A 24,945-nucleotide genomic window follows, 5' to 3' on the forward strand; every position below is an offset into this window, starting at 1 on the left:
TCCCTATCGCAGGCGCTCAGCCAATGTGCGGCCGAACTCGGCAATGGTTTGGTACGCCGGATCCTTTCCGGTGCCGGCAAACGCGGCCAGAGACTCAAACGTCTCTCGCAGATCCCGCCGCACCAGCACCTCGTCCGCCGTAAACGGCCCGTGCGAGTGCGGCCGCAGCACATCCCCGGCTGCCTCAGAGCTGGCGTCGTCCGTTTCGACAGCCTCCTCCAACGGCCCCAGCGCGGACACGTCGAGCCCGGCAGCAGCAAAGTCCGCTTTCAGCTTCGCATCGTGCTCGACGACCTCAGCGGGGCTGACCGGATCCAGCATGGACACACTGCTCATCGCCCAGCCGATCAGGCCTGCCGTGATGCGGGCCTGCAACGTGTCAGGGTGCTGCACACTCGGCCAAATGCCGCGGACCTCACTGACCCACGCATCCACGAACGCCTCCGTGGCAGCGGCGTTGAACGGCTGTGCCGCCAAAAACACGGGGAAGCGCGCCACCACAAATGCCACGTCGAACGTGACGTCGCGGAACCCCGCCCACTCGTAGTCCAAGAAGTGGAACTTCTTGTCCGTCTGGATGATGTTGTCCGGGGTCAGGTCGAACGGGGTGAAGGCACGCATGCCGCCGCGCAGCAGCCGGGTGCGCACGTTGGTGGCGGCGAACCGCACCTCTCCCGGGATCTCAATTCCCGCGCGCTCCAAGAATTCCATGCCGATGCGGATCCGGTGCGACAGCAGCCGGTCGCGCAACAGCTGCAGGTTCGCCGCGTTCGGCCGCGAACGCATCATGCGCTGGAACAACACGTTGAACGCGTCTTCTTCGTCCGCGGTGCCTGCGTGCATTTTGCCCAGCGCGCGGCCGAGCAGCCGCAGCAACTCCACATGGGTCTCCGGGTCCGCGTCCTGCAACGCATCCGCCAGGGTTTGCCCGTCGCCCAAATCGGAAATGATCAAAATGCGCTGCGCGGTGTCGTATCCCAGCAGGACTGGGCCCGGGCGCACATCTGCGCTTAGCGACGTCGCAAACTGATACGCCACCGTCTCGCGCAGAAACGCCGCATCAGCGAGCTCGTCGCCGGTCGCCGGCGAGTGCTTCACCACCACCGAGCGGTGCTGGAAAAAGGGGTTGTTCACCACCTTCGCGCGAAACACGTCGGCAAGACCGGAGCCGTCGAGCCGCTCGACGTCGACAAGCTCCTGCTCGCCGCCGTAGCGCTTGGTCAAAATGTCGGCGGCTGCGCGGACGATCTCTGGCGTATCAGCCATGCCAGGCCTACTTCTCGGCGCCGGCAGCCTCGGCCTCGTTGCCCTTCGCCTCGGCATCCTTCTTCGGCTTGAAGTCCACGCCCGTCTCCTTGCGCTGCTCTGCCGGAATCGGCGCCGGGGCGTCGGTCAGCGGATCCACGCCGCCGCCGGACTTCGGGAAAGCGATGACGTCGCGGATGGACTCAAAACCGCCGAGCAGGGAAACGATGCGGTCCCAGCCGAACGCGATACCGCCGTGCGGCGGAGCGCCGTACTGGAAAGCGTCCAGCAGGAAGCCGAACTTCTCCTGCGCTTCCTCGTCGGTGATGCCCATGACCTCGAACACGCGCTTTTGCACGTCGTGCTCGTGGATACGGATGGAGCCGCCACCGATCTCGTTGCCGTTGCAGACGATGTCGTACGCGTACGCGAGCGCCTCGCCCGGATTCTCTTCGAAATTGTCCAGGAACTCGGGCTTCGGAGAGGTAAACGCGTGGTGGACGGCGGTCCACTTGGAGTGGCCGAGCGCGACGTCGCCGGAAGCGGTGGCATCTGCGGCCGGCTCGAACAGCGGTGCGTCGACGACCCAGGTAAACGCCCAGTCGCCGTCCTTGATCAGATCCAGCTTGCGCGCGATCTCGCCGCGGGCGGCGCCCAACAGCGCACGGGACGCCTTGGTCTCGCCGGCCGCGAAGAAGATGCAGTCACCCGGCTTGGCACCGACGTGCTCGGCGATGCCCGCCTTCTCCTCGTCCGTGATGTTCTTTGCCACCGGGCCGGTCAGCTCGCCGTCTTCCTGGACCAGGATGTATGCGAGGCCCTTCGCGCCGCGCTGCTTCGCCCACTCCTGCCATGCGTCGAGCTGGCGGCGCGGCTGGGAAGCTCCCCCGTCCATGACAACAGCGCCGACGTACTCAGCCTTGAACACGCGGAAGGTCGTGTCCTTGAAGAACTCAGTGCAATCCACCAGCGGGATGTCGAAGCGCAGGTCCGGCTTGTCCGAACCGTACTTTTCCATCGCCTCCTTGTAGGTCATGCGCGGAATCGGCGTCTGAATGTCGTAGCCGATCAGCTTCCACAGCTCCACCAGGACTTCCTCGGCGAGCGCAATGATGTCGTCCTGGTCGACGAAGCTGGCCTCTACGTCGAGCTGGGTGAACTCCGGCTGGCGGTCAGCGCGGAAGTCCTCGTCGCGGTAGCAGCGCGCCAGCTGGTAGTAACGCTCCATGCCAGCCACCATCAGCAGCTGCTTGAACAGCTGCGGAGACTGCGGCAGGGCGTACCAGGAGCCCGGCTTCAAACGCGCCGGCACGAGGAAGTCGCGGGCGCCCTCCGGGGTGGAGCGCGTCAGCGTCGGGGTTTCGATCTCAGTGAAGTCGTGATTGTCCAGCACGCGGCGCGCAGCCTGGTTCGCCTTCGCACGCAGGCGCATCGCCTGTGCCTGACGCTCACGCCGCAGATCCAGGTAGCGGTAACGCAGGCGTGCCTCCTCGCCCACCTCGTTGGAGGAAGCGTCTTCGATCTGGAACGGCAGCGCCGCAGCCTTGTTCAACACGGTCAGGTCGGTGACGTTGACCTCGATCTCGCCGGACGCGAGGTTCGGGTTCGCCGAGCCCTCCGGGCGCGGCTCGACCACACCGGTGACCTGAATGACGTACTCGCTGCGCAGATCGTGCGCAGCCTCAGCCACCTCGGACTCGCGGAAGACCACCTGCGCAAGGCCGGAACGGTCACGCAAGTCGATAAAGATCACACCGCCGTGGTCGCGGCGGCGGGCAACCCAACCCGTCAACGTGACAGTCTGGCCGTCGAGTTCTTTATTGAGGTTCCCCGCAAGGTGAGTGCGCAGCACAGTTTCCACGTCCTTCCACGTGATGGCGAATCTAACCTGGCAAAGTTTACCCGCAGCTCCGACACCGCGCGCCCAGCCCCCTTCCACGGTGGGGCCCGCTGGACCCAAATCCCACACGTGTGCCGGATATTTGGCAGAATTCTGTCCATGACTTTTCGAGGCGACTACGCACAAGGCCAAGGCGGCAACGTCAACACCTCCTCCGGCGGCGGCCGCGGAGGCGGCGGGCTCGGCTCTGGCGCAATGATGCTGCTTCCGTTGCTGCTGCGCGGCGGTGGCGGCGGCACCATCATCTTGGTTCTTCTTGCGTTGCTCTACTTCAGCGGCGCATTCGACGGCCTCCTCGGCGGGGGCAATGACTCGCAGCAGCAGTCCCAGGACGAGTACTCGCTGGAGCACTGCCAAGAGCAGGGCTCCTCCAACGAGTACGACGATTGCCGCGCCGCAGCCACCATGGGGTCGCTCAACAGCATCTGGGCTGAGGTGCTGCCGGCGCAGGCCGACGTGCAGTTCACGGAACCGGAGATGACCCTTTTCAAAAACAACGTCAACACCGGGTGCGGATTCGCCAGCTCTGATACCGGCCCGTTCTACTGCCCGCGCGACAAGACCGCGTACTTGGACGTGAGCTTCTTCAACCAGCTGTCCCAGCTCGGCGGCTCCAACGGTCCCCTGGCGCAGGAGTACGTCACAGCGCACGAGTTCGGTCACCACATCCAAAACCTCGAGGGCACCCTGGGTTTGAGCGACTACAAGAACCCCGGCGAGGATTCCGCTGCGGTGGCTATCGAGCTGCAGGCCGACTGCTACGCGGGCATCTGGGCGCACAAGGCATCCCAGGGCGAAAATGCGGCGTTGGAGCCGATTTCGGACGAGCAGCTGCACCAGGTGATGCAGACTGCGCAGTCCATCGGCGACGACAGCATCCAGCGCCACTCTGGCGGCGAGGTCGATCCGGATTCCTGGACCCACGGTTCTTCCGAACAGCGCATGCAGGCATTCAAGTCCGGCTACGAGTCCGGAAAGATGTCCGCTTGCGACACGCTGAACCGGGGCGTGTACAAGAGCTAGCACCTGATTTCCCCCGCCTCAACCGACGGCACGGCGCTACAGTGGCCGGCATGAGCAAAGCCGAGACCAACCGCGCCGTGCCGTTTCTTGCTGCGTTCAACGCGATTGAGAAGTTCTTGCGCTCGGAGCTGAGCGCGAAGCGGTCCGACGGCTTTTCTTGGATGGCGCGGTTGGCGGCGAAAAAGGGCATCCTCACGCGCGAGCAATCCGATGCACTGCAGGAGTTCGCCGATCTCCGCAACGCAATCAGCCACGGCGAGTACGACAATCTGCGTCCGATTGCAGAGCCTCTTCCAGAGACCGTCGCGGAAATCGAGCGCATCCGCGACCGCCTCCTTGCCCCGACCCTTGCTCTCGATGTCGTCGAACACCAGCGGGTGGTCAGCTTCTCCCCCGACTCCGACATCCACGAGCCGCTCGCTGTCATCGCATCAGAGGGCCTCGCCCAGTTTCCCGTCTACGAAGACGGCGAATGCGTAGGGCTGCTAACCACCAACGCCATCGCGCGGTGGCTGGCGGCGGAGTTGCGGGCAGACGACACGATCGCCACAGGCACCGTCGCCGACGTGCTGACGCACAGCGGCAAGTTGGACCAGCCGGTATTCCTCCCCCGTTCCGTCACGGCAGCCGCCGCGATGGAGTCGCTGAGCACCCCACTGCCCTCTGGCGCGGTGCCGCGATTGGCCATTATCACGGAGCACGGAAAACCCACTCAAAAGCCCGTCTCAGTGCTCGGCGCCACGGACATTCCAGCGCTTGCCCGTGAGGCTTAAACTTTTCTCTTTTCCGCCCGTTCTCGAATACTGATTCTCCTGTAGTATCCCCGGCATGTCAGCAAACTTTGTCAGCGTTGTCGACCTGTTCAGCATTGGCATCGGGCCGTCATCATCCCACACCGTCGGGCCGATGCGCGCAGCCCAAGCCTTCATTGACACACTCGATACTTACCCCGCAAAAGTGCTGGTAGAGCTGCGCGGCTCCCTCGCCGCAACCGGTGTCGGACACGGCACCGACAGGGCAGCTTTGCTCGGCCTGGTCGGCTACACGCCCACCACGACGTCAGCGGATGTCTCTCCGAAGCCGGGCGAGCCTATCCCGGCCACCGGGACCATCTCCGGGCCCACCGGCGAGGTGGAATACGAGCTGCGGTTCGACCCGGCGCCCGTGGCAGCGCACCCCAACTGCCTCATTTTCGATGCTTGGGATGCCCAGGGCAACGTAATCGCAGAGCGCGAAGACTATTACTCGGTTGGCGGTGGCTTTATCCAGGACCGCTGGGAGATGGAAGCACACCGCGACGAGTCCGGTGTCGCCGCCGCCCGCGAGATCAAGTCCGTCCCCTACCCCTTCGACACTGCTGCGGAGCTGATGCAGCGTTGCGACGAGACGGGCATGACCGTCGCCGAGATCATGCGCGCCAACGAGGAGTCCATCCACGGCCGCGACAAACTCAACGCTCACCTGGATGCTGTGTGGAACGTCATGCAGGAGTGCGTCGCGCATGGGCTGAAAACGGACGGCGTGCTGCCGGGCGGCTTAAACGTCAAGCGACGTGCGAACCGCCTGCACCGCCTGCTCACCGCCGAGTACGAAGCGTCGACCGCGCGCGGCCTTGACGCGATGGAGTGGGTGAACCTGTACGCACTCGCCGTCAACGAAGAAAATGCCGCCCACGGCCAGGTGGTCACGGCACCGACCAACGGCGCAGCAGGCATCATCCCCTCGGTGATGCACTACTGCCGCGACTTCACAGACGATTTCACCACCGAGCGCGCCCGGGAGTTCCTGCTTACCGCCGGAGCGGTCGGCTCCATCATCAAGACCAACGCGTCCATCTCCGGCGCCGAAGTCGGCTGCCAGGGTGAGGTCGGTTCCGCCTCCTCCATGGCAGCTGCCGGAATGTGCGCCATCCTCGGTGGCAGCCCGGCGCAGGTGGAAAACGCGGCCGAGATCGCGCTCGAACACAACCTCGGCCTGACGTGCGACCCAGTCGGCGGCCTCGTGCAGGTGCCCTGCATCGAGCGCAACGCCATTGGCGGGGTGAAAGCCATCAACGCCGCCCGCCTCGCCAAGCTCGGCGACGGCACCAACATCGTCACCCTCGACGACGTGGTGGAGACCATGGCCGCCACCGGCCGCGACATGATGACGCAGTACAAGGAGACCTCCATGGGCGGCCTCGCCGTGCAGCTCGGTCTCCCCGTGAACATCACGGAGTGCTAAGCGCCCCGGCCGGCGCGCAGGCAGCTACCGCACAGCGTCGATGACTGCCTGCGCGTCCAGCGCCACAGACTTCTGGGAGTGCTCGGCGAGGTCTTTCACCGCGACCTCGCCAGCTTCCAGCTCGCGCTCCCCCAACACCAGCGCAAACTTGGCGCCGGCGCGGTCCGCCCCCTTCATGGAACCTTTGAGTCCACGCTGCCCGTAGGACATGTCGGCGCTGACGCCGGCAGCGCGGAGCTCGTCGACAAGCTTGCTCATCTGCGCCCGGGCCTCGTCGCCGATTGCGATACCGAACACGTCGACGCGGCTGTCGAGCCCCTCGAGCTGCACGCCCTCGGCCTCAAGCGCCAATACAGCGCGGTCCACGCCGAGGCCGTAGCCGATGCCCGACAGATCGGGCCCGCCGATCTGCGCCATCAGGCCGTCATAGCGCCCGCCGCCGCCGATGCCGGACTGCGCGCCAAGCCCATCGTGGACGAACTCGAACGTGGTCTTGGTGTAGTAATCCAGGCCGCGGACCATGCGGGGGTTGATCACGTAAGGCACGCCGAAGCTATCCAGCGCGGACGTGACCGCCTCGAAGTGCGCGCGGCACTCGTCGCAAAGGTGGTCGAGCATCAGCGGCGCGTCAGCGGTCATCTCGCGGACCTCTTCGCGCTTATCGTCCAACACGCGCAGAGGGTTGAGTTCAGCACGCTTCCGTGTCTCTTCGTCCAACGGCAGGTTGAAGAGGAACTGCTGCAACTTCTCACGGTATGCCGGGCGGCAGTTCTTGTCGCCCAAGCTGGTCAGCTCAAGGCGGAAACCGGACAGCCCAATGGCGCGGTAGCTGCGGTCCGCCAGCGCGATGACTTCCGCGTCCAGGAGCGGATCGTCCACGCCGATTGCCTCGATACCCACCTGCTGCAGCTGCCGGTAGCGGCCGGCCTGGGGGCGCTCGTAGCGGAAAAACGGCCCGTAGTAGTTCAGCTTCACGGGCAGGTACCCGCGGTCCATGTTGTGCTCGATGAATGCACGCATGACACCCGCCGTTCCCTCCGGGCGCAGCGTGACAGAACGGCCGCCGCGGTCTTCGAAGGTGTACATCTCCTTGCTCACCACGTCCGTGGATTCGCCCACGCCGCGGGCGAACAGCGTAGTGTCCTCGAACACCGGCAACTCGATGTGCTGATACCCGGCGATGCGCGCCTGACGGGCAAACTCGTCGCGCACACGGATAAACGCCGCGGATTGCGGCGGCGCGTAGTCCGGCACGCCCTTCGGTGCGGAAAGCTTCTGAAACTGGTCGTTCTGATTCTCGCTCACAGGAGCCAAGTCTAATGCAGCGCCCATCTCGCCGGAGCCAGCGCCCGCCTAGCGGAAGGCGTTGGCCTGGCGCAAAAACGGGTTCGTCGCGCGCTCGTGCGCGACGGTCGTCGCGGGCCCGTGGCCGGGCAGTACCTGCAGCTCGTCCGCCAGGTCCCACACCGGGCCGCGCAGGCTCTGCTGCATCTGCTCCGGGTTCGAGTCCGGCAGATCGGTGCGCCCGATGGAACCGCGGAACAGCACGTCGCCGGAAAAGACCACCTCATCGGCGACAAGCATCACGCACCCCGGAGAGTGGCCGGGAGCATGCACGACGTTGAGCTCCACGCCCGCGACCTCGAAGGTCTGCCCGTCCTCGAGTGGGGTGGGATTGTCGATGGGTTGCATGCCGGAGGCGTCGTAAAGCTGCCGTGCCTGCTCGCTCACACCCTCGCCGCGCAGCAGCATGAACGCATCCGCCGGATGCACAAACGTCTCCACACCGAACGCCGCCGCGTCGCGGATGTGGTCGATGTGCCCGTGCGTGAGCACCACAGCCTCCACACTCAGCCCCTCTTGCTGGGTCATCTGCGCGACAGGTTCATGCGCGCCGAGGCCCGGGTCGATCACAAACGCGCGTTGCTCGTTGGCGACGATGTAGCAGTTGGTTTGAAACGGGCCTGCGGCAAATCCGGCGATTCTCATGCTGGCCACTATATCGAGGCTGCTAGGCTTTCTAGCCGTTCAAGGGCGGACGCTTGACGACGTCTACTCCGCCCACCCCGACACAAGGCCCCTACAAAACGCGAGGTGTAACCCCAGTGGCATCGAATGAACAGCGCGGCAAAGAAGCCCTTACCCACCTAGAGCGCGAACTTGATTCGCGCGACCGCAAGGAGAAGTCGCGCCCCTGGTCGGTGGCGGCCATCTCCGCGGCCGTGATCGCCCTGATCGGCGGCGGCATCTACTTCGCCGCCAACAACGACAGCGACGACGACCTTGCGGCCTCCGAGACCACCGCGGCCTCCGAGGAGAGCACCGAGGAGCAGGAGCCGTTCGACGCCTCCAAGTTCGAACCGGTGGCCACAAAGCGTGAACAGGCACTTCCGGCGACCGTGAACTGCACCTACAACGAATCCGCCGAGCAGGGCGGCGAAAACGCCGGCACCCCGGAAACCGAGGGCGTGTCCACGGAAGGCACCGTCACCGTCGAGCTGGAGACGAACCAGGGCCCGATCGGTATGGAGCTGGACCGCGCCGCATCGCCGTGCACCGTCAACGCCATCGAGTACCTGGCCGAGGAAGGCTTCTACAACGACACTGTCTGCCACCGCCTGACCACCGGCGACGGTTTGAAGGTGCTCCAGTGCGGCGACCGCGACGGCACCGGCGCAGGCGGTCCAGGCTTCCAGTTCGCAAACGAGCTGCCCACCGACCAGGAACTGGAGAAGATCGACCCATCCCAGATGGGCTTGCCGGAGGGCACCTCCGAAGAGGAGGTCAAGCAGGCCAAGTCCATGATGCTGCAGCAAACCGGCCAGCCGCAGCGCTACGACCGCGGCACCATCGCAATGGCAAACGCCGGCGTGGACACCAACGGCTCGCAGTTCTTCCTCAACTACGGCGATTCCGTACTGCCACCGCTGTACACCTATTTCGGCCACATCGACGACGAGGGCCTGGACACCCTGGACAAGATCGCCGAGCACGGTGTCGAAGGCGGCGAGCAGGACGGCGCACCGGCCGAGGAAGTCCGCATTGAAAAGGCGACGGTGAAGTAACACCCGGGACGCCGCAGGCAACATAGATCTGAGAATCAACGCAGAGTCTGCTGCACTGGGTAGCGCTGCCCCCGGCCACCCGTTAGCATTCCCAAAAGCAATCACATTTCAACGAGTGAGGAAACACCCATGAAGCTTCGTACCAGTCTCGCCGCAGCCGCAACTGCCACCGCCGTGATGGTCTCCGGTGCCGCAGCTGCCGATGCCGCTCCGACGGTCAACGACACCGCCGAGAGCAAGTCCACCGAGTCTGAGAAGACCACCAAGGACGGGCTGAGCTCCTCTGCGGGTGAAGAGGGTTCCTCCATCGAGGATCTGAGCCCCGAAGAGATCAAGAGCTGGATCGCCGTGATCACCACGGTTGTCGGTCTGCTCACTCAGATCCTGTCTGTCGCGTCCAAGTTCTCGCGCTAGCGCTTATTCAGCCCCGCTGGAACACAGTTTCAGCCCCGCTGGAACACAGTTTCAGCCCCGCTGGAACACAGAACCGGCTACCTGCAACCGGCTACCCCTGCGAAAACGCAGCGGTAGCCGGTTGCAGGTAGCCGGTTCTGGCCCATTCGGGCCCCGGATCACACGCACAAGGCCGCCGCTCCCCTCCTCCGGGAAGCGGCGGCCTGGTGTCGTTCGGGCGCGCCCGCGCGGTTCTACTTGTTGTTGAGCATCGCGATCGGACCCAGCACCGAGTCGATCGGGAATGCAAGGGCCAGCGGCAGGATCAGTGCCAGGACTGCCGCGATCAGGCCGATGATGACGCCGACGGGAGCGTCGGACGAGGAGGACGCAGAATCCTTGTCGGTGTCGGCCGGGGTTTCCTCCGTCTGCTTCTCGGCAGCGGCCACGCTCACCGGCAGGGTGACAACCGTGCCGGCGTCGGTGGTGACCTCGAGAGTCTGCTCGCCTGCAACGTCCGCCGGGATCTCCAGCTCGACGGTCGCGCGGCCCTGCTCGCCCAAGCCAGCGTCAGCGTCGGTCACTGCGTTGTCCACGTCTGCGGAGGCGGTCGCATCGCCCAGCTTGACGGTGGCGGTCTTGGCCTGCGGCTCACCGGCGGACGAGTAGCTCAGGGAGGTCAGCTCGATGGTGTTCTTCTCGCCGGCTTTGAGTCCACCCTCCGGCAGGACCACGCCGACGTCCTTCTGCCCCTTGCGCACCTTCGCCGCGTCGGACTGGAGGTAGTCCACGAACGCCTGCAGGTCGTTGTAGCCGACGGTGTTGCGGTCGCTCACCTTTTCAGCATCGATGAAGTCGTCGCCGCCGTCGAAGAGGAAGGACGACGCCGCGACGCGGTACTTCTTGTCCATCTCCAGCGGCTTGCCGTCGATGGTGATGGCGGAGACCTTCTCGCCGCGCGGGGCGTCCGGGTTGTAAGTGTAGGAGACGTTGTCGGACAGGCCCATATCCAGGCGGGGACGGCCGGACTTCGCAGCCTGCTCCTCGGTCTGCCACTGGTTCTCCAGCGCCTCCTTGATGGCCGAACCGGTCAGCGTTGCCACGTCGATGCTGTTGCCGAACGGCTGGACGCTGAATGCCTGCTTGTAGGAGACGTCGCCGGTGAGCAGATCGTCGCGCACGCCACCTGCGTTCATCACACCGAGGTCGATCTCCTCGTCGAGGAACTTCTCCAGCGCAACCAGAGCGGATTCGGCGAGCATGTTGTTCGCGGTGGACTCGGTGCCGCGGTTGGTGCCCGGCTCGGCGCCAGGGTTGGAGCCGCGCTTGAAGTCGGCGTCGACGTTGGCCACAACCTTCGCGCCCAGCTCGTCGGCCTTCGACTTCGCCTCCTGGACAATGGCGGCGACGTCCTCGTCCGGGGTGATGTTCAGCTTTTCCAGGTCGGTTGCGTCGAGCTGCTCGGCCGAGCGGGAAACGATCTTCTTGTCCGCCTTGTCGTAGGTGAACGTCAGGTCGGTGACGACCTTGCCGTACTCGTAGGACTGGAAGTACGGAACCGCGGCGTCGAGGTTCATGTCCTGGATGTGAGAGTCGCCGCCGAAGATGAAGTCGACGTAGTTTGCGTCGAGCTTCTCGGAGGCCTCCTTGGCGGGATCGTGGATCAGGGCGATGACGACGTCTGCTTCGCCGTTGTCCTTGATCTTCTTCGCTTCCTCGTTGACCTGCAGGGCGGAATCCTTGATGTCGAGGCCCTTGACGTTTGCCGGGTTGGACTTGGCCACAGTCAGGTTGGAGGTGGTGCCGACAAGTGCGACCTTGACGCCGTCCCTTTCCACGACGGTGTACGGCTTGACCTCGCGGGTGCCGTCCGTCTTGAAGATGTTGGCGCCGAGCTGCTTGTCGTTGGTGCCCGGAACAATCCGGTCGATCAGGTCCGCGTAGCCCTTGTCGAACTCGTGGTTGCCCACTGCGGTGCCGTCGGTGCCGATGGCGTTGACGAAGTCCATGGTGTACTTGTCGTCGGAGATCGCGGAGACGAACGCGGAGCCACCCTGGTTGTCGCCGGAGTTGGTGACGATGGTGTTGGGATTGTGGGAGCGGATGTAGTTGATGATGCCGGCAATGTTGGCGGCACCCATCTCGCTGCGGCTCGCCTTAATCTCGCCCGTTTCCTTGTCCCGCTGGATGTTCTCCTCCAGGCGGCCGTGGAAGTCGGTGATGTTGGCGACGTTGATGGTGACCTGGTCTGCCTCTGCAGCCGCGGCGAAGGGCGCGGCGGTGAGCACGACCGCAGTCGAGGTGGTGGCGGCGATCAAGGCGCCGGCGCGGCGGATATCAAACACGGGGACTCCTCGAGTTCGGGGGCGGATTGGTTCCTTCCCTTGTAACCCGAAATCCGCATTGTTGCAGCCCAATTGCCCCAAGCACCGGCGCGGTTGCTGGGCAAATAACCCCCCGTGCACCAAGATTTCACCTGGAGGAAACCTTAAGTCTTGCTCGGATGCGTTTGGGAGGACCCTTTGGAGCGTCGTTAAGCAGTCACGCGGTAGACGTCGAAAACACCCTCGATGTTGCGGATCTGGTTCATGATGGAGCCGAGCTGCTTGATGTCGGAGACCTCGATGGTCAGCCGGATGGTGGCGATGCGGTCGTCGCCCGCCTGCGAGGACATGGCCAGGATCGGCAGCTTCGACTCGGACAACACCCCAGTGGTCTCCGTGAGCAGGCCGTTGCGGTCCAGGGCTTCGAGCTGGATAGTCGCGCGCGAGGAGCTTTGCGACGACCTCTGGTTCGCCCACTCCACCTGAACCAAACGCTCCGTCTCATCTTTGAGCTTGTTCGCGTTCGTGCAGTCCGTGCGGTGGACGGAAACTCCTCCGCCGCGGGTGACAAAGCCGAAAATGGCGTCGCCGGGCACCGGCTGGCAGCACTTCGCCAACTTGGCCATCACATCCGGGCTGCCCTCGACGAGGATGCCCGGGCCGTCGCTGGAGGCTTGCGGGCGCACCAGCGCGGACATCGGAGTGCGTGCGGTGAGCACATCGACGGCGTCGTCGTCGCCGCCGAACATATCCATGAGCAGGTGCGCAACGTGCTGGGAGGACACGTTGCCCGCACCGATGGCCGTGTAGAGCGCGTCGACGTCCTGGTAGTGCAAGCGCGTGGCCACTTGGCGCATGGACTCGTTGGTGAACAGCCTGTGCAAGGGCAACCCGCCGCGCTGCACCTCCGCGGCCAGCGCGTCGCGGCCCGCCTCCAGCTGCTCCTCGCGGCGCTCCTTGGCAAACCACTGGCGGATCTTCGCCTTCGCCCGCGGGGAGACGACAAAGTCCTGCCAGTCCCGCGAAGGCCCGGCGTTTTGGTCCTTGGAGGTGAAAATCTCCACCCGGTCGCCGGATTTCAGCTCAGTTTCGAGCGTGACCAGCTTGCCGTTGACCTTCGCGCCGATGCAGCGGTGGCCGACCTCGGTGTGCACGGCGTAGGCGAAGTCCACCGGGGTGGAACCGGCGGGCAGATCCACCACGTCGCCCTTCGGGGTGAAGGCGAAGATTTGCTGGCTGGTCAGGTCGTAGCGCAACGAGTCTAGGAACTCGTTCGGGTCCGCCGCCTCTTTCTGCCAGTCCAGCAGCTGGCGCATCCACGCCATCTGGTCCACTTCAGACTGGTCGCCCTTGTGGGAGCCCTTGGTCTCCTTGTAGCGCCAGTGCGCAGCCACGCCGAACTCCGCGTTGTAGTGCATCTCGTGGGTGCGCACCTGCACCTCCAGCGGGCGGCCCGTCGGCGTCATCACCGTGGTGTGCAGCGACTGGTACACGCCGAAGCGGGGCTTGGACACGTAGTCCTTGAACCGGCCCGGCATCACCGAGTACAACGAGTGGACCACGCCGATGGCTGCATAGCAGTCGTTGACCGTGTCCACGAGGACGCGGATGCCCACAAGGTCGAAGATCTCGTTGAAGTCGTGACCGCGCACCGCCATCTTCTGATAGATGGACCAATAGTGCTTCGGCCGCCCCATCACCTCGGACTCGATGCCGTTGGCGGCGAGCTCACGTTTCAGTGTCTCCGTGATCTCCCGTAGCGCCCGATCACGTGAGGGTGCGTGGTCGGCCACCATGCGCACGATTTCCTCGTACTTCTTCGGCTGCAAAATGGCGAAAGCGAGATCCTCCAGCTCCCACTTCACGCTCGCCATGCCCAGGCGGTGCGCGAGCGGAGCGATGACGTCGAGCGTCTCCTTCGCTTTCTTCGCCTGTTTTTCCGGCGGCAAGAACCGCATCGTGCGCATGTTGTGCAGGCGGTCCGCCACCTTGATCACCAACACGCGAGGGTCTTCGGCCATCGCCACGATCATCTTGCGGATCGTCTCCGCCTCCGCGGCGGCCCCGAGCGCCACCTTGTCCAGCTTGGTCACGCCGTTGACGAGCTTGGCCACCTCCGGGCCGAAGTCGCGGGTGAGGTCGTCGAGCGAGTAGTCGGTGTCTTCCACCGTGTCGTGCAGCAGCGCCGCCACCAGCGTGGTGGTGTCCATGCCGATCTCGGCGCAGATCGTGGCAACCGCCAACGGGTGGGTGATGTACGGATCTCCCGATTTGCGGTAGACGCCCTCGTGGAGCCGCTCCGCCGTGGAGTAGGCGCGGTCCAGCAGCTCCGCATCGGCCTTCGGGTGGAACTTGCGGTGCAGCGACAGCAGCGGGTCGAGCACCGGGTTGATTTTGGAGCGGCTGTTGCCCGTCAGCGACCGCGCCAAGCGCGCAGACATGCTGCGCACAGAGGGCCCCGTTCGCTTCACCGGCTTGTCGGTCATCTCCAGCCTCCGATCACGACGGGAACTTCTCTCGCTGTTAAGACTGCAATCCTACGCTGCGTCCGGGGCCTCTTCGCCGAGAACTACCAGCGGAGCGTCGCCAAGCTTCTCGCGCCCGCCGAGGCCCGGCACCTCCAGCACAACTACGTAGCCCGCGACGGTGCCGCCGACGCGCTCGATCAGGTCGTGGGCTGCACGAAGGGTGCCGCCAGTGGCGAGGACGTCGTCGACCAGCACGATGTTCTTGCCGGCGATGTCCATGCCATCTGCCGGGATCTCCAGTGCCGCGGAGCTGTACTCGGTGGTGTACTCCTGAGTCACCACCGGCGGCGGAAGCTTGCCCTTTTTGCGGATGGCCAAGATACCGGTGCCCAACTCGTAGGCGACGGCGGAGCCGAGCAAAAAGCCACGAGCGTCCAGGCCGCCGACCAGGTCGGCACCAAGCCTGCGGCTGGCGGAGGCCATCTCTGCGATCACGATGTTCAGCGCGGCCGGATCCGCCAGCACCGGAGTGAGGTCTTCGAATAGCACCCCCTCTTCCGGGAAGTCCTGCACCTGGCGGATCTTGTCCTTCAGTGCGTCGCGGGCGGTGGCGTAGCGGTTGCCGTCGATAGGTGTGGGGGCCATGTGTTGGATTCTCCTGTTACTTCTCGGCCGGGGTTGTGGTTGAGTGCAGCTGCCACCGGTCCATGTTCCAGCCGATGCCGGCAAGACCTGTGTATGGCACCACGTTACGCACCTCGCTGTCCACAGCGAAGGTACGGGGCTGCGCGGCCAGCGGAATCGAGGACAACTCGTCCCACAGATAGCCCTCTTGGGCGCGCAGCGCACCCAGCTCCTGGGCGCGGTTGTTTGCAGAGGGGTATTCGCGCATCGGGTCGCCGGCGCGCAAAATCACGTCCGCGCTGCCTTCCGTCCACGTCTCGTTGCCCCATTCGTCGTATTCCGCCCGCGGCAAGTCCGCGAGCGTCTTGCCGCCCTCCGTGACGTCGCGGACCGTGATGCCGGCCGGCTCGCAGGAGCGACGGATGGATTCGACCATCGCGGCAAAGCGCGTGTCCGGGTACGGATACCCGATGCGCACCTCGGTGCCCGCCAGCGCGGAAGCCGCGTCGATGTCGACGGCGAGGTGCGGCTCCGCCACGTCAACCACGCGCTGCGCCAGCGGGTCGGTGTGACGCAGCACGTGCAGCGGCGCAACCGGCACGTCCACGCCCGCGACATCGCTGGAGGCCTTTGCGACGGCCTTCGGGTCCACGCACTTGGCAAGCGCTTGGCGGTTTTCCGGGGTGGCCCACATGCCAACCTCCGGAAACCGCAGCGCTTCGGTGAGCTCACCGACGGAGGTCTGCACATCCAAACGGTTGCCTTCGGCGTTGACGTCGTGCCAGGCGGGATCAGTCTCGCGCAGATCGCCGATGCGCAGTGCCTGCGCCGCGGCCAACTCCCCAGAATCGGCGGAGCCGGGCCACACCACCATCTCGGCGGTCTGCGGGGCATCGCCGTAGTAGTGCTCGTTGGCCACAAGCGTGACTTCCCCGCGCTCCCCGACCTCGGAGATCTTGTACGGGCCGAAGGACACCTGCAGCTCGGGGTCGAACTCTGCGAGGTTGAAGCCGTTGCGCCACACATCCGCCACCGGCTTCAAGCGGGAGAAGTCGTCGGACCGGAGGTCGTCGTCAAGCTCCTCGACGCTCTTGCCCAGCTTGGACGCGACCGCGTGGGCGGGCAGCACCGTGCCAGCTTCGAACAGGCCGCGCCAACGCGCGCCGCGCTTCTCCTTGAAGGTGAGGGTGAATTCCTTCGACCCGGGCGTGCACGACAGCTCCTCGGTGTCGTCGAACAGCGGCATGTGCGAGCCGAAGATTCCGGGGTACTGCCCGGCGGTGAAGGTCAAGAGATAATCCGAACAAGTCACGGGAGTGCCGTCCGAAAATACCGCCTCGTCCGAGAGCGTGTAGATCACCTTGCGCTGATCGCTCGGCAGCACCTGGGTCGTGACCAAGTCGGTGTTCGGGATCATCTGCCCGCTCGGCCCCGGCACGTACACGCCCGGGTATAGGCGCACGGACAGCACCTCAGCCAAATCCGTTGCTCCCTCGAGCGTGCCGGCGTTGGTCGAGCGCAGATCGCTCAGGACCTGGTAGCCGAACAGCTTTTTCGTTTCCTCGCCGGTGTCCTCCTCGGGCTCGCATGCGGAAAGGGACACGCAGCTTACCGCCACGGTCAATGCCGCGACGGCTCGTGTGAAACGTCCTGCCATCGTCTGCGCCGCCACCTATCGACTCGTCGGACGCCAAGTGGTGGAGCCAGTGGTGCCCTCGGCGTCGCTGCCAGGGCGGCGCATCGGGGTAGCCACCTGGCGCTTTTCCTGCACAACCTCTTCGGGCGCCTCATCCACCTCGACGCCGGTGGCGCGGGCGCGGTAGCGCTCCACCTCAGCGTTGTGGTCCTTGTACTTCTTCTTCCGGTTAACCAGGCTGACCAGCAGCGGCGTGGCCAGGAACAGGGAGGAGAAGATGCCCTCGATGACGCCAATGAGCTGAATCAGGGCCAGGTCGCGCAACGTGCCCACGCCGAGCATCCACACGGCAACGACCATCAGCGCCACAATCGGCAGCGCGGAGATGACGGACGTGGAAATCGAGCGCATGACGGTCTGGTTCACCGCCAGGTTCGCCTCCTCCGCGTAGGTGGAGCGGCGGGAATCAAGCACGCCGGAGGTGTTCTCGCGCACCTTGTCAAACACGATCACCGTGTCGTACAGCGAGAACGTGAGCACTGTGAGCAAACCGATGATCATCGCGGGGGTGACCTCGAGGCCGAACAGCGCGTAGATGCCCGCGATCAGCACGGCATCCACGATCAGCGCGGCCATGGCCGCTGCCGCCATCTCGCGCTGCAGGCGCACAGCGACGTAGACCGCTGCGGCGACCAAAAAGACCGCCATGGCCAACAGCATGCGGTTGGTGATGGTGGAGCCCCAGGACTCGGAGACCGTGGAGTCGCCGATCGCGTCTGCGCTGGGCTCGCCGTTGTAGTCCTCGATCTGGTACTCGTCGAAGATGGCCTGACGGGCCGCGTCGATCTGCTCCTGGGACAGGTGCTCGGAGTTGATCTCCAGCATGCGGGTGTCGCCCGAGCCCACAATCTGGGTCATCTCGGGAGTCACACCGGTGGCGTCGACGAACGTCTCTTCCACCTGCTCGGCCACCAGCTCGCCGGCGGGCATGGTCATCTTGGTGCCGCCCTCGAAGTCGATGCCCATGTTGAACCCGCGCAGCAGCATCGCCAGAAGCGAGATCACAACCAACGCGAGCGTGATGCCGTACCAAAGTTTGCGGCGGCCGACGAAGTCGATGGCGCCGGAGCCGTCGTACAGGGTCTCTGCGGAACGCTTCGCCTTGACGGGAGCTGCGGTGTTCACAGCTTCAGCCGAGGTGTGTGTGGCAGTTGCCTTCGTGCTCGACATGTCTAGATCTCCTCATTCGTTGCGGCCGGCTGGAGCTCTTGCTTTACGACGCCATCCTGTTCCCCCGTGACGCGCGCCTGCGAGCGACGTGCGTCGGCGGTCTCAAATGCCTTGCCCATGCCGTTGACGGACGGCTTGGACCAGAAGCGGCTGCGCGAGGCGATGATCAGCAGCGGCGCGGTGACCAGGAAGGTGACAACCAGGTCGAACACGGTTGTCAGACCCATGGTGAACGCAAAGCCCTTCACGTCGCCCACGGCCAGGAAGTAGATGATCACCGCGGCGATGAGGGTGACCATGTTGCCTGTGATCACGGTGTCCTTCGCACGCTCCCAACCAGAAGCGGTGGCCGAGCGGAAGGTCTTGCCCTTTCGCACCTCGTCCTTGATGCGCTCGTAGATGACGATGAAGGAGTCGGCAGTCGCGCCGATGCCGATGACCAGACCGGCAATGCCGGACAGGTCCAGCGAGTAGCCGATCCAGCGGCCCAGCAACACCAGCGTGCCGTAAACCAGCACGCCGGAGACGACCAGGGAAGCAAGCGAGATCAGGCCGTACAGGCGGTAGTAAGCGAAGACGAACAGTGCCACCAGGGCAAGGCCCACCAGGCCCGCGTAGAGGCCTGCCTTCAACGAGGCTTGGCCGAGTGACGGAGGAACCGACAACGCGGTGCCGCCCGGCTCGCCGTTTTCACCGGCGAAGGACAGCGGCAGAGCGCCGTAGCGCAGGTTGTTCGCCAGACTCTCAGCTTCTTCCTGCGAGAAGTTGCCCGTGATGGAGGTCGCGGAACCGACCGGGGTAGCTCCCTGAATCTCAGGTGCAGAGATGACCTGGGAGTCCAGGGTGATGGCGATCTGCTTCCCCAGCATCTCGCTGGTCAGGCGAGCCCACGTTTCAGAGCCGTTGGGCTGGCCTGCCTGGCTGAAGGCGAAGCTGATCTCCATCTTGCTGGACTGCGGGTTAAAGCCGCCGCTGATGTTGCGGGAGGTGTCGATCTGCTCGCCGGTCAGGCGCGGGCCGTTCGGGTCAGTCACACCGTCGAGCAAGGGAACCTCGTCGAGAAGCAGCGCCTGGCCGGAATTCTGGTCACACGCGACAAGCGGCAGATCCGCCTTGTCGGAGCCGGCAAGCGGGTCGGTGACTTGGCCCATGCATCGCGCGGACATCAGCGTCAGCGCGGCGAACTGCTCGGTCGGGTCGGTGGACTGGCGGGTGCGGCGCAGCATGTCCGTGGTTTCCTGGCGGCGCTCTGCGGACTCCACCGGTCCCTTGGGCTCCGGCAGCGGCTCCGCCGTCAGTTGCGGTACATCCTTAGGCTCCTCCGGCGCTTCATCGTCCTTCGGAGCGGCATCCTTGCCCTCCTGCGAGTCGCCCTGCGGATTCTCTGCGGCCTTCTGCGCCTCCTTCTCCGCCGCTTCCTTGCGCGCGGCGAGCTGCGTCATCACAGCCTGCCCCTCCTGCGGGGAGAAGATGCCGTATTCAACCCACTCGTTGGCCATGTCCAGGATCACGGCGTCGACCTTGGCACTGTCCGCGGCTGGCGGGTCCAACACCGGGCGGAAGAACAGCTGGGAGGTCTGGCCGATGTTGCGGATCTCAGCCGTGTCGTCGCCGGCCGCCTCGATGACGATGGTGTTGCCGTCCACGACGACAGACGCGCCGGAAACACCCATGCCGTTGACGCGGTTTTCCAGGATGTTGCGTGCGTCTTCCAGCTGCTCGGACGTCGGCTCGTCGCCTTGCGGGACCAGCGTGACGCGGGTTCCGCCCTGCAGGTCGATGCCGAGCTTTGGCTCAGCAGACTTGCTGCCGGTGAAAAAGACTAGGGCGTAGACGCCGATGACGAGGAGGGCGAAGAAGGCGAGAGCCCGTGCAGGCCAACGCTTCTTCCCCTTCATCTCGCGGGACCGCCGAGTGTTGTTGGACACTGAGCTGACTCCTCTGCTTTCCGAGCTCCAATTTTCTCCCCCACCGCACCCCGCCGCACCTGCGAATTGATGCAAATGAGGGGCGTGCCGGTGGAGACACAACGGAACATGCTACGGCATAGCTCGAAAAATTCCGCAGTCCGGTCCCACTCAACCCTTAATAAAGTGACATTTGCCCCGGGGCGTCAGGCGGCGCCTGCAAACCGAGGTGCTCCCACGCCGCGGCGGTGGCGACGCGGCCGCGTCCGGTGCGCGACATGAGTCCAGCACGCACGAGATACGGCTCGCACACCTCCTCGATCGTTGCCGGTTCTTCACCCACGGCAATCGCCAGCGTGCCGACGCCGACCGGTCCCCCGCCGTGCCCGCGGATCAGCGCGTCCAGCACAGCCCTATCAAGCCGGTCTAACCCGAGTTCGTCGACGTCGAACACGTCGAGCGCTGCACGCGCAGCTGCAAGGTCGACGTTGCCGTCCCCGTGCACGTCCGCCCAGTCGCGCACGCGACGCAGCAGACGGTTGGCAATACGCGGGGTGCCTCGGGAGCGCGACGCGATTTCTACTGCCGCATCGTTGTCGATGCGCACGCCCAGAATCGTCGCGGCACGGCTGACCACCTTGGTCAGATCCTCAACGTCGTAGAACTCCATCTGCGCGGTAAACCCGAAACGGTCACGCAGTGGACCGGTGAGCATGCCCGCGCGCGTGGTCGCACCGACGAGGGTAAACGGCGGAATCTCCAGCGGAATCGAGGTGGCACCGGGACCTTTTCCGACGATGACGTCGATGCGGAAGTCCTCCATCGCCATGTACAGCATCTCTTCCGCCGGGCGGGCGATGCGGTGGATCTCGTCGATAAACAGCACGTCGCCCTCCATGAGGTTCGACAGCATCGCAGCGAGATCGCCGGCCCGTTCGAGAGCCGGGCCCGAGGTCATGCGCAGCGACGTGCCCAGCTCCTGCGCCACGATCATGGCCATGGTTGTCTTGCCCAAGCCGGGCGGGCCGGAAAGCAAGATGTGGTCCGGGGTCACTCCGCGACTGCGGGCGCCGGCGAGAACCAAGTTGAGCTGCTCGCGCACTTTCGGCTGCCCGATGAACTCCTTGATGGACTTCGGTCGCAGCGAGCGCTCGATGTCGTGCTCGTCCGCCTGCGCGTGGGCATCCACCGGCGACGGAGACTTCGCGGCGAACCCGTCTGGGAGAGCAAATTCAGTCTTTTCCACGTCCGACACTGCCCTGCCCCCTTACTTCTTGCCCAGCTGGCTCAACGCGCGGCGCAACAGCACGGACGCGGATTCCTCCGGCTCTGCCTCCACCAGCGCCTCCACGACGGGACGGGCAGAGCGTTCCTGGAAGCCCAGGCCCACAAGTGCTTCCACTACCTGTTCAGACGCCAACGAGGTCCCCGCGCTCGAGGCCGCTGCTTTGGCCGGGCCAGATTCGCCACGGGCCGGGATGAAGGCCTCAACCTTGTCCTTGAGCTCGAGCGCGATGCGCTCCGCCATCTTCTTACCCACCCCAGGGATGGATTGGATGGCCTTCGTGTCCGAGCTGGCGATGCGCAAAGACAGCTCCCCCGGGTCGAACACGGACAGCGCCGCGAGCGCGAGCTTCGGCCCCAGCCCGGAAACCGACTGCAGCTTGTGAAACATCTCCCGCGCTTCGGTGTCGCCGAAACCGTACAGTGTGACCCCGTCGTCTTTGACGACCATGGACGTCATCACCCTGCACTGCTCGCCGCGAGTTAACCTCCCCAGCGTCTGCGGAGTGGCCAAGAACCGGTAGCCCACGCCGGAGCACTCGATGACACCGTGGTCGAGTCCGATGGAGAGCACTTCGCCGTGCAAGGAGTCAATCATTGGTTCGCCGCCTTCATAGAGAGCTGGTTAGTACGTGCGATCAGCGGTGCGCGCCAGCAGTGGCACACCGCGATGGCCAGCGCGTCCGCCGCGTCCGCCGGCTTGGGCGCCTCAGACAGCCCCAAGATGCGGGTGATCATCACCGTCATCTGCTTTTTGTCCGCACGGCCGTTGCCGGAGATCGCTTTTTTCACCTCAGATGGGGTGTACATGTGCACCGGAATCCCACGCTCCGCCGCGGCGAGCACCATCACACCCACCGCGTGTGCAGTATGCATGACCGTAGAGACGTTGCCGCGTTCGAAGATGCGCTCCATGGCGATGACGTCCGGCTGGTAGTCGTCGATCCACTCGCCCACCGCACGCGAGATTCGCAGCAGGCGCTCTGCAAGCTCGGCGGTGGACGGCGTGCGCACCACACCGACCGCAATGGGAATGATCTGCCGCCCGCGCCCCGCCTGAACCACAGACAGACCGCACCGGGTCAACCCCGGGTCGATGCCCATGACGCGCAAGCCTTCAAGCGACATCCCATCCTCCTTCCGCACATGTGACACATATGTTCTACCACACGCCTGTCACGCGCAGCCTCAATCGGCGGTGGTCCGGCAGCACAAAAGCCCGCACCGCAGCGCGACACGGGCTTGAAACGCAGAAGGAATCTAGTCCTCCAGCTGTGCTGCAACCTCGTCAGAGATGTTCATGTTGGTGTAAACGTTTTGCACGTCGTCGGAGTCCTCCAACGCGTCGATCAGACGCATCATCTTCTTCGCGCCCTCAGCGTCCAGCTCTACCTCCACGTCCGCGCGGAACTCCTGGCCAGCATCCTCGATCTCGATGCCCTCGCCCGTCAGCGCCTCACGCACCGCCGGGAGATCCGTCGGCTTACAGGTGATCTCGAACTCCTCGCCCAGGTCTTTGACCTCCTCGGCGCCGGCATCGAGCACCGCCATGAGCACGTCGTCCTCGCTCAGCTCGCCCTTCTGGATTGTCACCACACCGGTGCGCTCGAACATGTAACCGACCGAACCGGACTCGCCAAGGTTGCCGCCGTTCTTGGTCATCGCCGTGCGAACCTCGGTGGCGGCGCGGTTGCGGTTGTCGGTCAGGCACTCGATCAGCACGGCAACACCGTTGTTGCCGTAGCCCTCGTACATGACGGTCTCCCAGTTCGAGCCGCCAGCTTCCTCACCGGAGCCGCGCTTACGCGCACGCTCGATGTTGTCGTTCGGCACAGAGGCCTTCTTGGCCTTGCGGATCATGTCGTCCAGAGTGGGGTTCGCGGCCGGATCGCCACCGCCGGTACGAGCCGCGACCTCGATGTCCTTAATCATCTTCGCCCACAGCTTGGAACGCTTCGCGTCGTTCGCGGCCTTCTTGTGCTTGGTGGTTGCCCACTTTGAGTGGCCCGACATAACGCACCCCTTTTCCTCGGTTGACGTGTAACAGACGGCATTATACGCACCGCCTTCGGCGGGCTAAGACCGGTCACCCCGTGCATACTGCGGAAGGGGTGCCGTGCCGCTGAGGCGAAACGCGCGAACCGTCGGCCGGACCCGCAACGCACGCGTATCCTCCACCGCGTCGTCGTAGAAGCGAAGCGCAAGTTCGACTCGGGTATTCGCGTCTTGCAACGCTGTGGGCAGCCCGGCCGCGCCCACCCGCTCGCGCAGCGCCGCCGTCAGTACCTCCTCCTGCGCGAGCCTGCTGCGCAGATCAGTCGCACCGAGCCGCACCTGTTCCGTCTCGGACGCGAGATGCCCCAGCTCCGGGTAAAGGGCCGCCACAACAGCGCACCGGCGATCCAAAGTCGCCTGCAACGCGTCGCGGGAACGGTCGAGGCGGATGTGCAGCCGGTTCAACCGCTGCGCCGTGTTGAAGGCCCACGCGGCGAACAGCGCCACAACGACGGCGACAATCACCCACAGCACAAGTGTCACAGCCACCGTTCCACCCCTACCTTCTCGTCGACGGACACAGCCTCGTAGACCGCGAGCACCTGACCGGTCACCACCGACCAGTCGAACTGCTTGGCCCGTTCGCTCCCCTGGTTGGACTGGCGGGTGCGCAACGGGACGTCGTCGATAAGCATCTGTATTTTCCTGGCGAGCGCTACAGTGTCTCCCGGTGGAAACAGCAACCCGGCATCCTGGCCGCACACTGCCGCAAACGCGGGGATGTCGCTGGCGACGACCGCGCAGCCCGCCGCCATCGCTTCGACCAAAATGATGCCGAAGGACTCACTGCCCAGGTTCGGAGCGACAAAGATGTCGGCACGACCCAAAATCGCGGCCTTTTTCTCCTCAGTGACGCGACCCGTGAACGTGACGCCGTCAACGGCGCGCGCGGTGCCAGCGCCCATGACAGTGACCCGTGGACGCTGCGGGAGCATCGCCACCGCGTCGAGGAAGACGTCGAGACCCTTGCGGGGTTCGTCCAACCGGCCCAAAAACGCCACCTCAACATCACCGTCCTCCGCGATTGCCCGGCGGGCGGCGGCAAACCGGGAAGTGTCCACCCCATTGGGAATGATCACGGGATCGGTGCCCACCTGCTCTGCCTGCCAGCGCCATGCCTCCTCGCTGACTGCGATACCGGCGCGAATCTTTTCCAGGCTGCCGCGCAACGCGGGCAGGGCCAGTTTCAGCGCGTAGGACGACTCTGCCGAGGCGTGATAGGTAGCAACGAGCGGCCCGGTGGCCGTGCGCGTGGCCGCCATGGAATAGCTCGGCGAATTCGGTTCGTGGACGTGGAGGATGTCAAAGCCGCCCTGCTCGATGAATTGGCGGGTGGTCCACCGCACTTGCGGGCCGAAGGACAGCCGCGCCACGGAGCCGTTGTAGCGCACTGGTACCGCGGGGCCGCCGCGGGTGACCCACTCCGGCAACGGCGTTGCCTCGGATGCCGGGCCGAGCACCTCGGCGTGATGCCCCGCATTTCGCAGTTGCTGCGCTAGTTCAAGCACGTGGGCTTGAACTCCCCCGGGTTCATCGAAGGAGTAGGGGCACACCAAACCGACTCGCAC

21 protein-coding genes are annotated in these 24,945 nt (G+C 64.9%); 5 read left to right on the top strand and 16 right to left on the bottom strand.

Annotated elements, in window-relative coordinates; genetic code table 11:
- Nucleotides 1-3: 3 nt before the first annotated feature.
- Nucleotides 4-1,266 (bottom strand): phosphotransferase, encoded by a 1,263-nt coding sequence (locus CFOUR_RS06335; RefSeq protein ID WP_085958057.1) that lies wholly within the window; start codon nt 1,264-1,266, stop codon nt 4-6.
- Between the two features lie 7 nt (nt 1,267-1,273).
- Complete coding sequence (aspS, locus tag CFOUR_RS06340; protein ID WP_085958493.1) at nt 1,274-3,097, bottom strand: aspartate--tRNA ligase; 1,824 nt, start codon at nt 3,095-3,097, stop codon at nt 1,274-1,276.
- A gap of 147 nt (nt 3,098-3,244) precedes the next feature.
- Here aspS and ypfJ point away from each other — a divergent pair, with 147 nt between their 5' ends.
- Genes ypfJ through CFOUR_RS06355 form a run of 3 tightly spaced genes read left to right on the top strand, consistent with a single transcriptional unit; the run spans nt 3,245 to nt 6,391 of the window.
- The gene (gene ypfJ / locus CFOUR_RS06345; protein ID WP_085958058.1) at nt 3,245-4,168 is read left to right on the top strand and encodes a KPN_02809 family neutral zinc metallopeptidase; all 924 of its coding nucleotides are present in this window, start codon (nt 3,245-3,247) and stop codon (nt 4,166-4,168) included.
- A gap of 50 nt (nt 4,169-4,218) precedes the next feature.
- Nucleotides 4,219-4,941, top strand: coding sequence for a CBS domain-containing protein (locus CFOUR_RS06350; protein WP_085958059.1), 723 nt, complete (start codon nt 4,219-4,221; stop codon nt 4,939-4,941).
- Between the two features lie 55 nt (nt 4,942-4,996).
- The gene (locus CFOUR_RS06355) at nt 4,997-6,391 is read left to right on the top strand and encodes an L-serine ammonia-lyase (protein WP_290179058.1); all 1,395 of its coding nucleotides are present in this window, start codon (nt 4,997-4,999) and stop codon (nt 6,389-6,391) included.
- A gap of 24 nt (nt 6,392-6,415) precedes the next feature.
- Here the strand turns inward: CFOUR_RS06355 and hisS are convergent, their stop codons facing one another.
- On the bottom strand, nt 6,416-7,723 hold the full coding sequence (hisS, locus tag CFOUR_RS06360; RefSeq protein WP_085958061.1) for a histidine--tRNA ligase: 1,308 nt from the start codon (nt 7,721-7,723) through the stop codon (nt 6,416-6,418).
- A gap of 21 nt (nt 7,724-7,744) precedes the next feature.
- Nucleotides 7,745-8,380: an MBL fold metallo-hydrolase gene (locus CFOUR_RS06365; protein ID WP_179154851.1), complete on the bottom strand. Its 636-nt coding sequence runs from the start codon at nt 8,378-8,380 to the stop codon at nt 7,745-7,747.
- A 116-nt stretch (nt 8,381-8,496) separates the two neighbouring features.
- Between CFOUR_RS06365 and CFOUR_RS06370 the strand changes: the two genes are divergently transcribed.
- Both CFOUR_RS06370 and CFOUR_RS06375 read left to right on the top strand, forming a co-directional pair.
- Nucleotides 8,497-9,456: a peptidylprolyl isomerase gene (locus CFOUR_RS06370; RefSeq protein WP_085958063.1), complete on the top strand. Its 960-nt coding sequence runs from the start codon at nt 8,497-8,499 to the stop codon at nt 9,454-9,456.
- 129 nt (nt 9,457-9,585) lie between these two features.
- Nucleotides 9,586-9,870 (top strand): hypothetical protein, encoded by a 285-nt coding sequence (locus tag CFOUR_RS06375; protein ID WP_085958064.1) that lies wholly within the window; start codon nt 9,586-9,588, stop codon nt 9,868-9,870.
- Nucleotides 9,871-10,103: 233 nt separating this feature from the next.
- On the opposite strand, the gene CFOUR_RS06380 is transcribed toward CFOUR_RS06375, so the two are convergent.
- From CFOUR_RS06380 to CFOUR_RS06435, 12 genes are all read right to left on the bottom strand, one after another.
- Nucleotides 10,104-12,194 (bottom strand): bifunctional metallophosphatase/5'-nucleotidase, encoded by a 2,091-nt coding sequence (locus tag CFOUR_RS06380; RefSeq protein ID WP_085958065.1) that lies wholly within the window; start codon nt 12,192-12,194, stop codon nt 10,104-10,106.
- A gap of 188 nt (nt 12,195-12,382) precedes the next feature.
- Nucleotides 12,383-14,659 carry a RelA/SpoT family protein gene (locus CFOUR_RS06385; protein WP_085958066.1) on the bottom strand — a complete coding sequence of 759 codons (2,277 nt, stop codon included), beginning with the start codon at nt 14,657-14,659 and terminating at the stop codon, nt 12,383-12,385.
- 51 nt (nt 14,660-14,710) lie between these two features.
- Nucleotides 14,711-15,286, bottom strand: a complete 576-nt coding sequence (locus tag CFOUR_RS06390) for an adenine phosphoribosyltransferase (protein WP_085958067.1) — start codon at nt 15,284-15,286, stop codon at nt 14,711-14,713.
- Nucleotides 15,287-15,302: 16 nt separating this feature from the next.
- Nucleotides 15,303-16,922 carry an ABC transporter substrate-binding protein gene (locus CFOUR_RS06395; RefSeq protein WP_085958494.1) on the bottom strand — a complete coding sequence of 540 codons (1,620 nt, stop codon included), beginning with the start codon at nt 16,920-16,922 and terminating at the stop codon, nt 15,303-15,305.
- 15 nt (nt 16,923-16,937) lie between these two features.
- Nucleotides 16,938-18,131: a protein translocase subunit SecF gene (gene secF, locus CFOUR_RS06400; protein ID WP_085958068.1), complete on the bottom strand. Its 1,194-nt coding sequence runs from the start codon at nt 18,129-18,131 to the stop codon at nt 16,938-16,940.
- A 2-nt stretch (nt 18,132-18,133) separates the two neighbouring features.
- Nucleotides 18,134-20,029, bottom strand: a complete 1,896-nt coding sequence (gene secD, locus CFOUR_RS06405; protein WP_085958495.1) for a protein translocase subunit SecD — start codon at nt 20,027-20,029, stop codon at nt 18,134-18,136.
- 187 nt (nt 20,030-20,216) lie between these two features.
- Complete coding sequence (gene ruvB / locus CFOUR_RS06410) at nt 20,217-21,293, bottom strand: Holliday junction branch migration DNA helicase RuvB (RefSeq protein ID WP_085958069.1); 1,077 nt, start codon at nt 21,291-21,293, stop codon at nt 20,217-20,219.
- A 12-nt stretch (nt 21,294-21,305) separates the two neighbouring features.
- Entirely contained in the window at nt 21,306-21,920 is a 615-nt protein-coding gene (ruvA, locus tag CFOUR_RS06415) for a Holliday junction branch migration protein RuvA (protein ID WP_085958070.1), read from the bottom strand.
- Complete coding sequence (gene ruvC, locus CFOUR_RS06420; RefSeq protein ID WP_085958071.1) at nt 21,917-22,450, bottom strand: crossover junction endodeoxyribonuclease RuvC; 534 nt, start codon at nt 22,448-22,450, stop codon at nt 21,917-21,919. The genes ruvA and ruvC overlap by 4 nt, the downstream gene beginning before the upstream one ends.
- Nucleotides 22,451-22,582: 132 nt before the next feature.
- The gene (locus CFOUR_RS06425) at nt 22,583-23,335 is read right to left on the bottom strand and encodes a YebC/PmpR family DNA-binding transcriptional regulator (protein WP_085958072.1); all 753 of its coding nucleotides are present in this window, start codon (nt 23,333-23,335) and stop codon (nt 22,583-22,585) included.
- A 63-nt stretch (nt 23,336-23,398) separates the two neighbouring features.
- Nucleotides 23,399-23,860, bottom strand: coding sequence for a hypothetical protein (locus CFOUR_RS06430; protein ID WP_085958496.1), 462 nt, complete (start codon nt 23,858-23,860; stop codon nt 23,399-23,401).
- Nucleotides 23,857-24,945, bottom strand: a complete 1,089-nt coding sequence (locus CFOUR_RS06435) for a glycosyltransferase family 4 protein (protein WP_085958073.1) — start codon at nt 24,943-24,945, stop codon at nt 23,857-23,859. Before CFOUR_RS06435 ends, CFOUR_RS06430 begins: the two co-directional genes overlap by 4 nt.

It is taken from the genome of Corynebacterium fournieri, assembly GCF_030408775.1.
Classification (GTDB): domain Bacteria; phylum Actinomycetota; class Actinomycetes; order Mycobacteriales; family Mycobacteriaceae; genus Corynebacterium; species Corynebacterium fournieri.

Coding starts and splice junctions, on each gene's coding strand:
- CFOUR_RS06335 (WP_085958057.1), bottom strand. CDS start 1,266: ATGGCTGATACGCCAGAGATCGTCCGCGCAGCCGCCGACATTTTGACC.
- CFOUR_RS06390 (WP_085958067.1), bottom strand. CDS start 15,286: ATGGCCCCCACACCTATCGACGGCAACCGCTACGCCACCGCCCGCGAC.
- CFOUR_RS06365 (WP_179154851.1), bottom strand. CDS start 8,380: ATGAGAATCGCCGGATTTGCCGCAGGCCCGTTTCAAACCAACTGCTAC.
- CFOUR_RS06395 (WP_085958494.1), bottom strand. CDS start 16,922: ATGGCAGGACGTTTCACACGAGCCGTCGCGGCATTGACCGTGGCGGTA.
- ruvC (WP_085958071.1), bottom strand. CDS start 22,450: ATGTCGCTTGAAGGCTTGCGCGTCATGGGCATCGACCCGGGGTTGACC.
- secF (WP_085958068.1), bottom strand. CDS start 18,131: ATGTCGAGCACGAAGGCAACTGCCACACACACCTCGGCTGAAGCTGTG.
- ypfJ (WP_085958058.1), top strand. CDS start 3,245: ATGACTTTTCGAGGCGACTACGCACAAGGCCAAGGCGGCAACGTCAAC.
- CFOUR_RS06375 (WP_085958064.1), top strand. CDS start 9,586: ATGAAGCTTCGTACCAGTCTCGCCGCAGCCGCAACTGCCACCGCCGTG.
- secD (WP_085958495.1), bottom strand. CDS start 20,029: ATGAAGGGGAAGAAGCGTTGGCCTGCACGGGCTCTCGCCTTCTTCGCC.
- hisS (WP_085958061.1), bottom strand. CDS start 7,723: ATGGGCGCTGCATTAGACTTGGCTCCTGTGAGCGAGAATCAGAACGAC.
- CFOUR_RS06425 (WP_085958072.1), bottom strand. CDS start 23,335: ATGTCGGGCCACTCAAAGTGGGCAACCACCAAGCACAAGAAGGCCGCG.
- ruvA (WP_085958070.1), bottom strand. CDS start 21,920: ATGATTGACTCCTTGCACGGCGAAGTGCTCTCCATCGGACTCGACCAC.
- CFOUR_RS06350 (WP_085958059.1), top strand. CDS start 4,219: ATGAGCAAAGCCGAGACCAACCGCGCCGTGCCGTTTCTTGCTGCGTTC.
- CFOUR_RS06385 (WP_085958066.1), bottom strand. CDS start 14,659: ATGACCGACAAGCCGGTGAAGCGAACGGGGCCCTCTGTGCGCAGCATG.
- CFOUR_RS06355 (WP_290179058.1), top strand. CDS start 4,997: ATGTCAGCAAACTTTGTCAGCGTTGTCGACCTGTTCAGCATTGGCATC.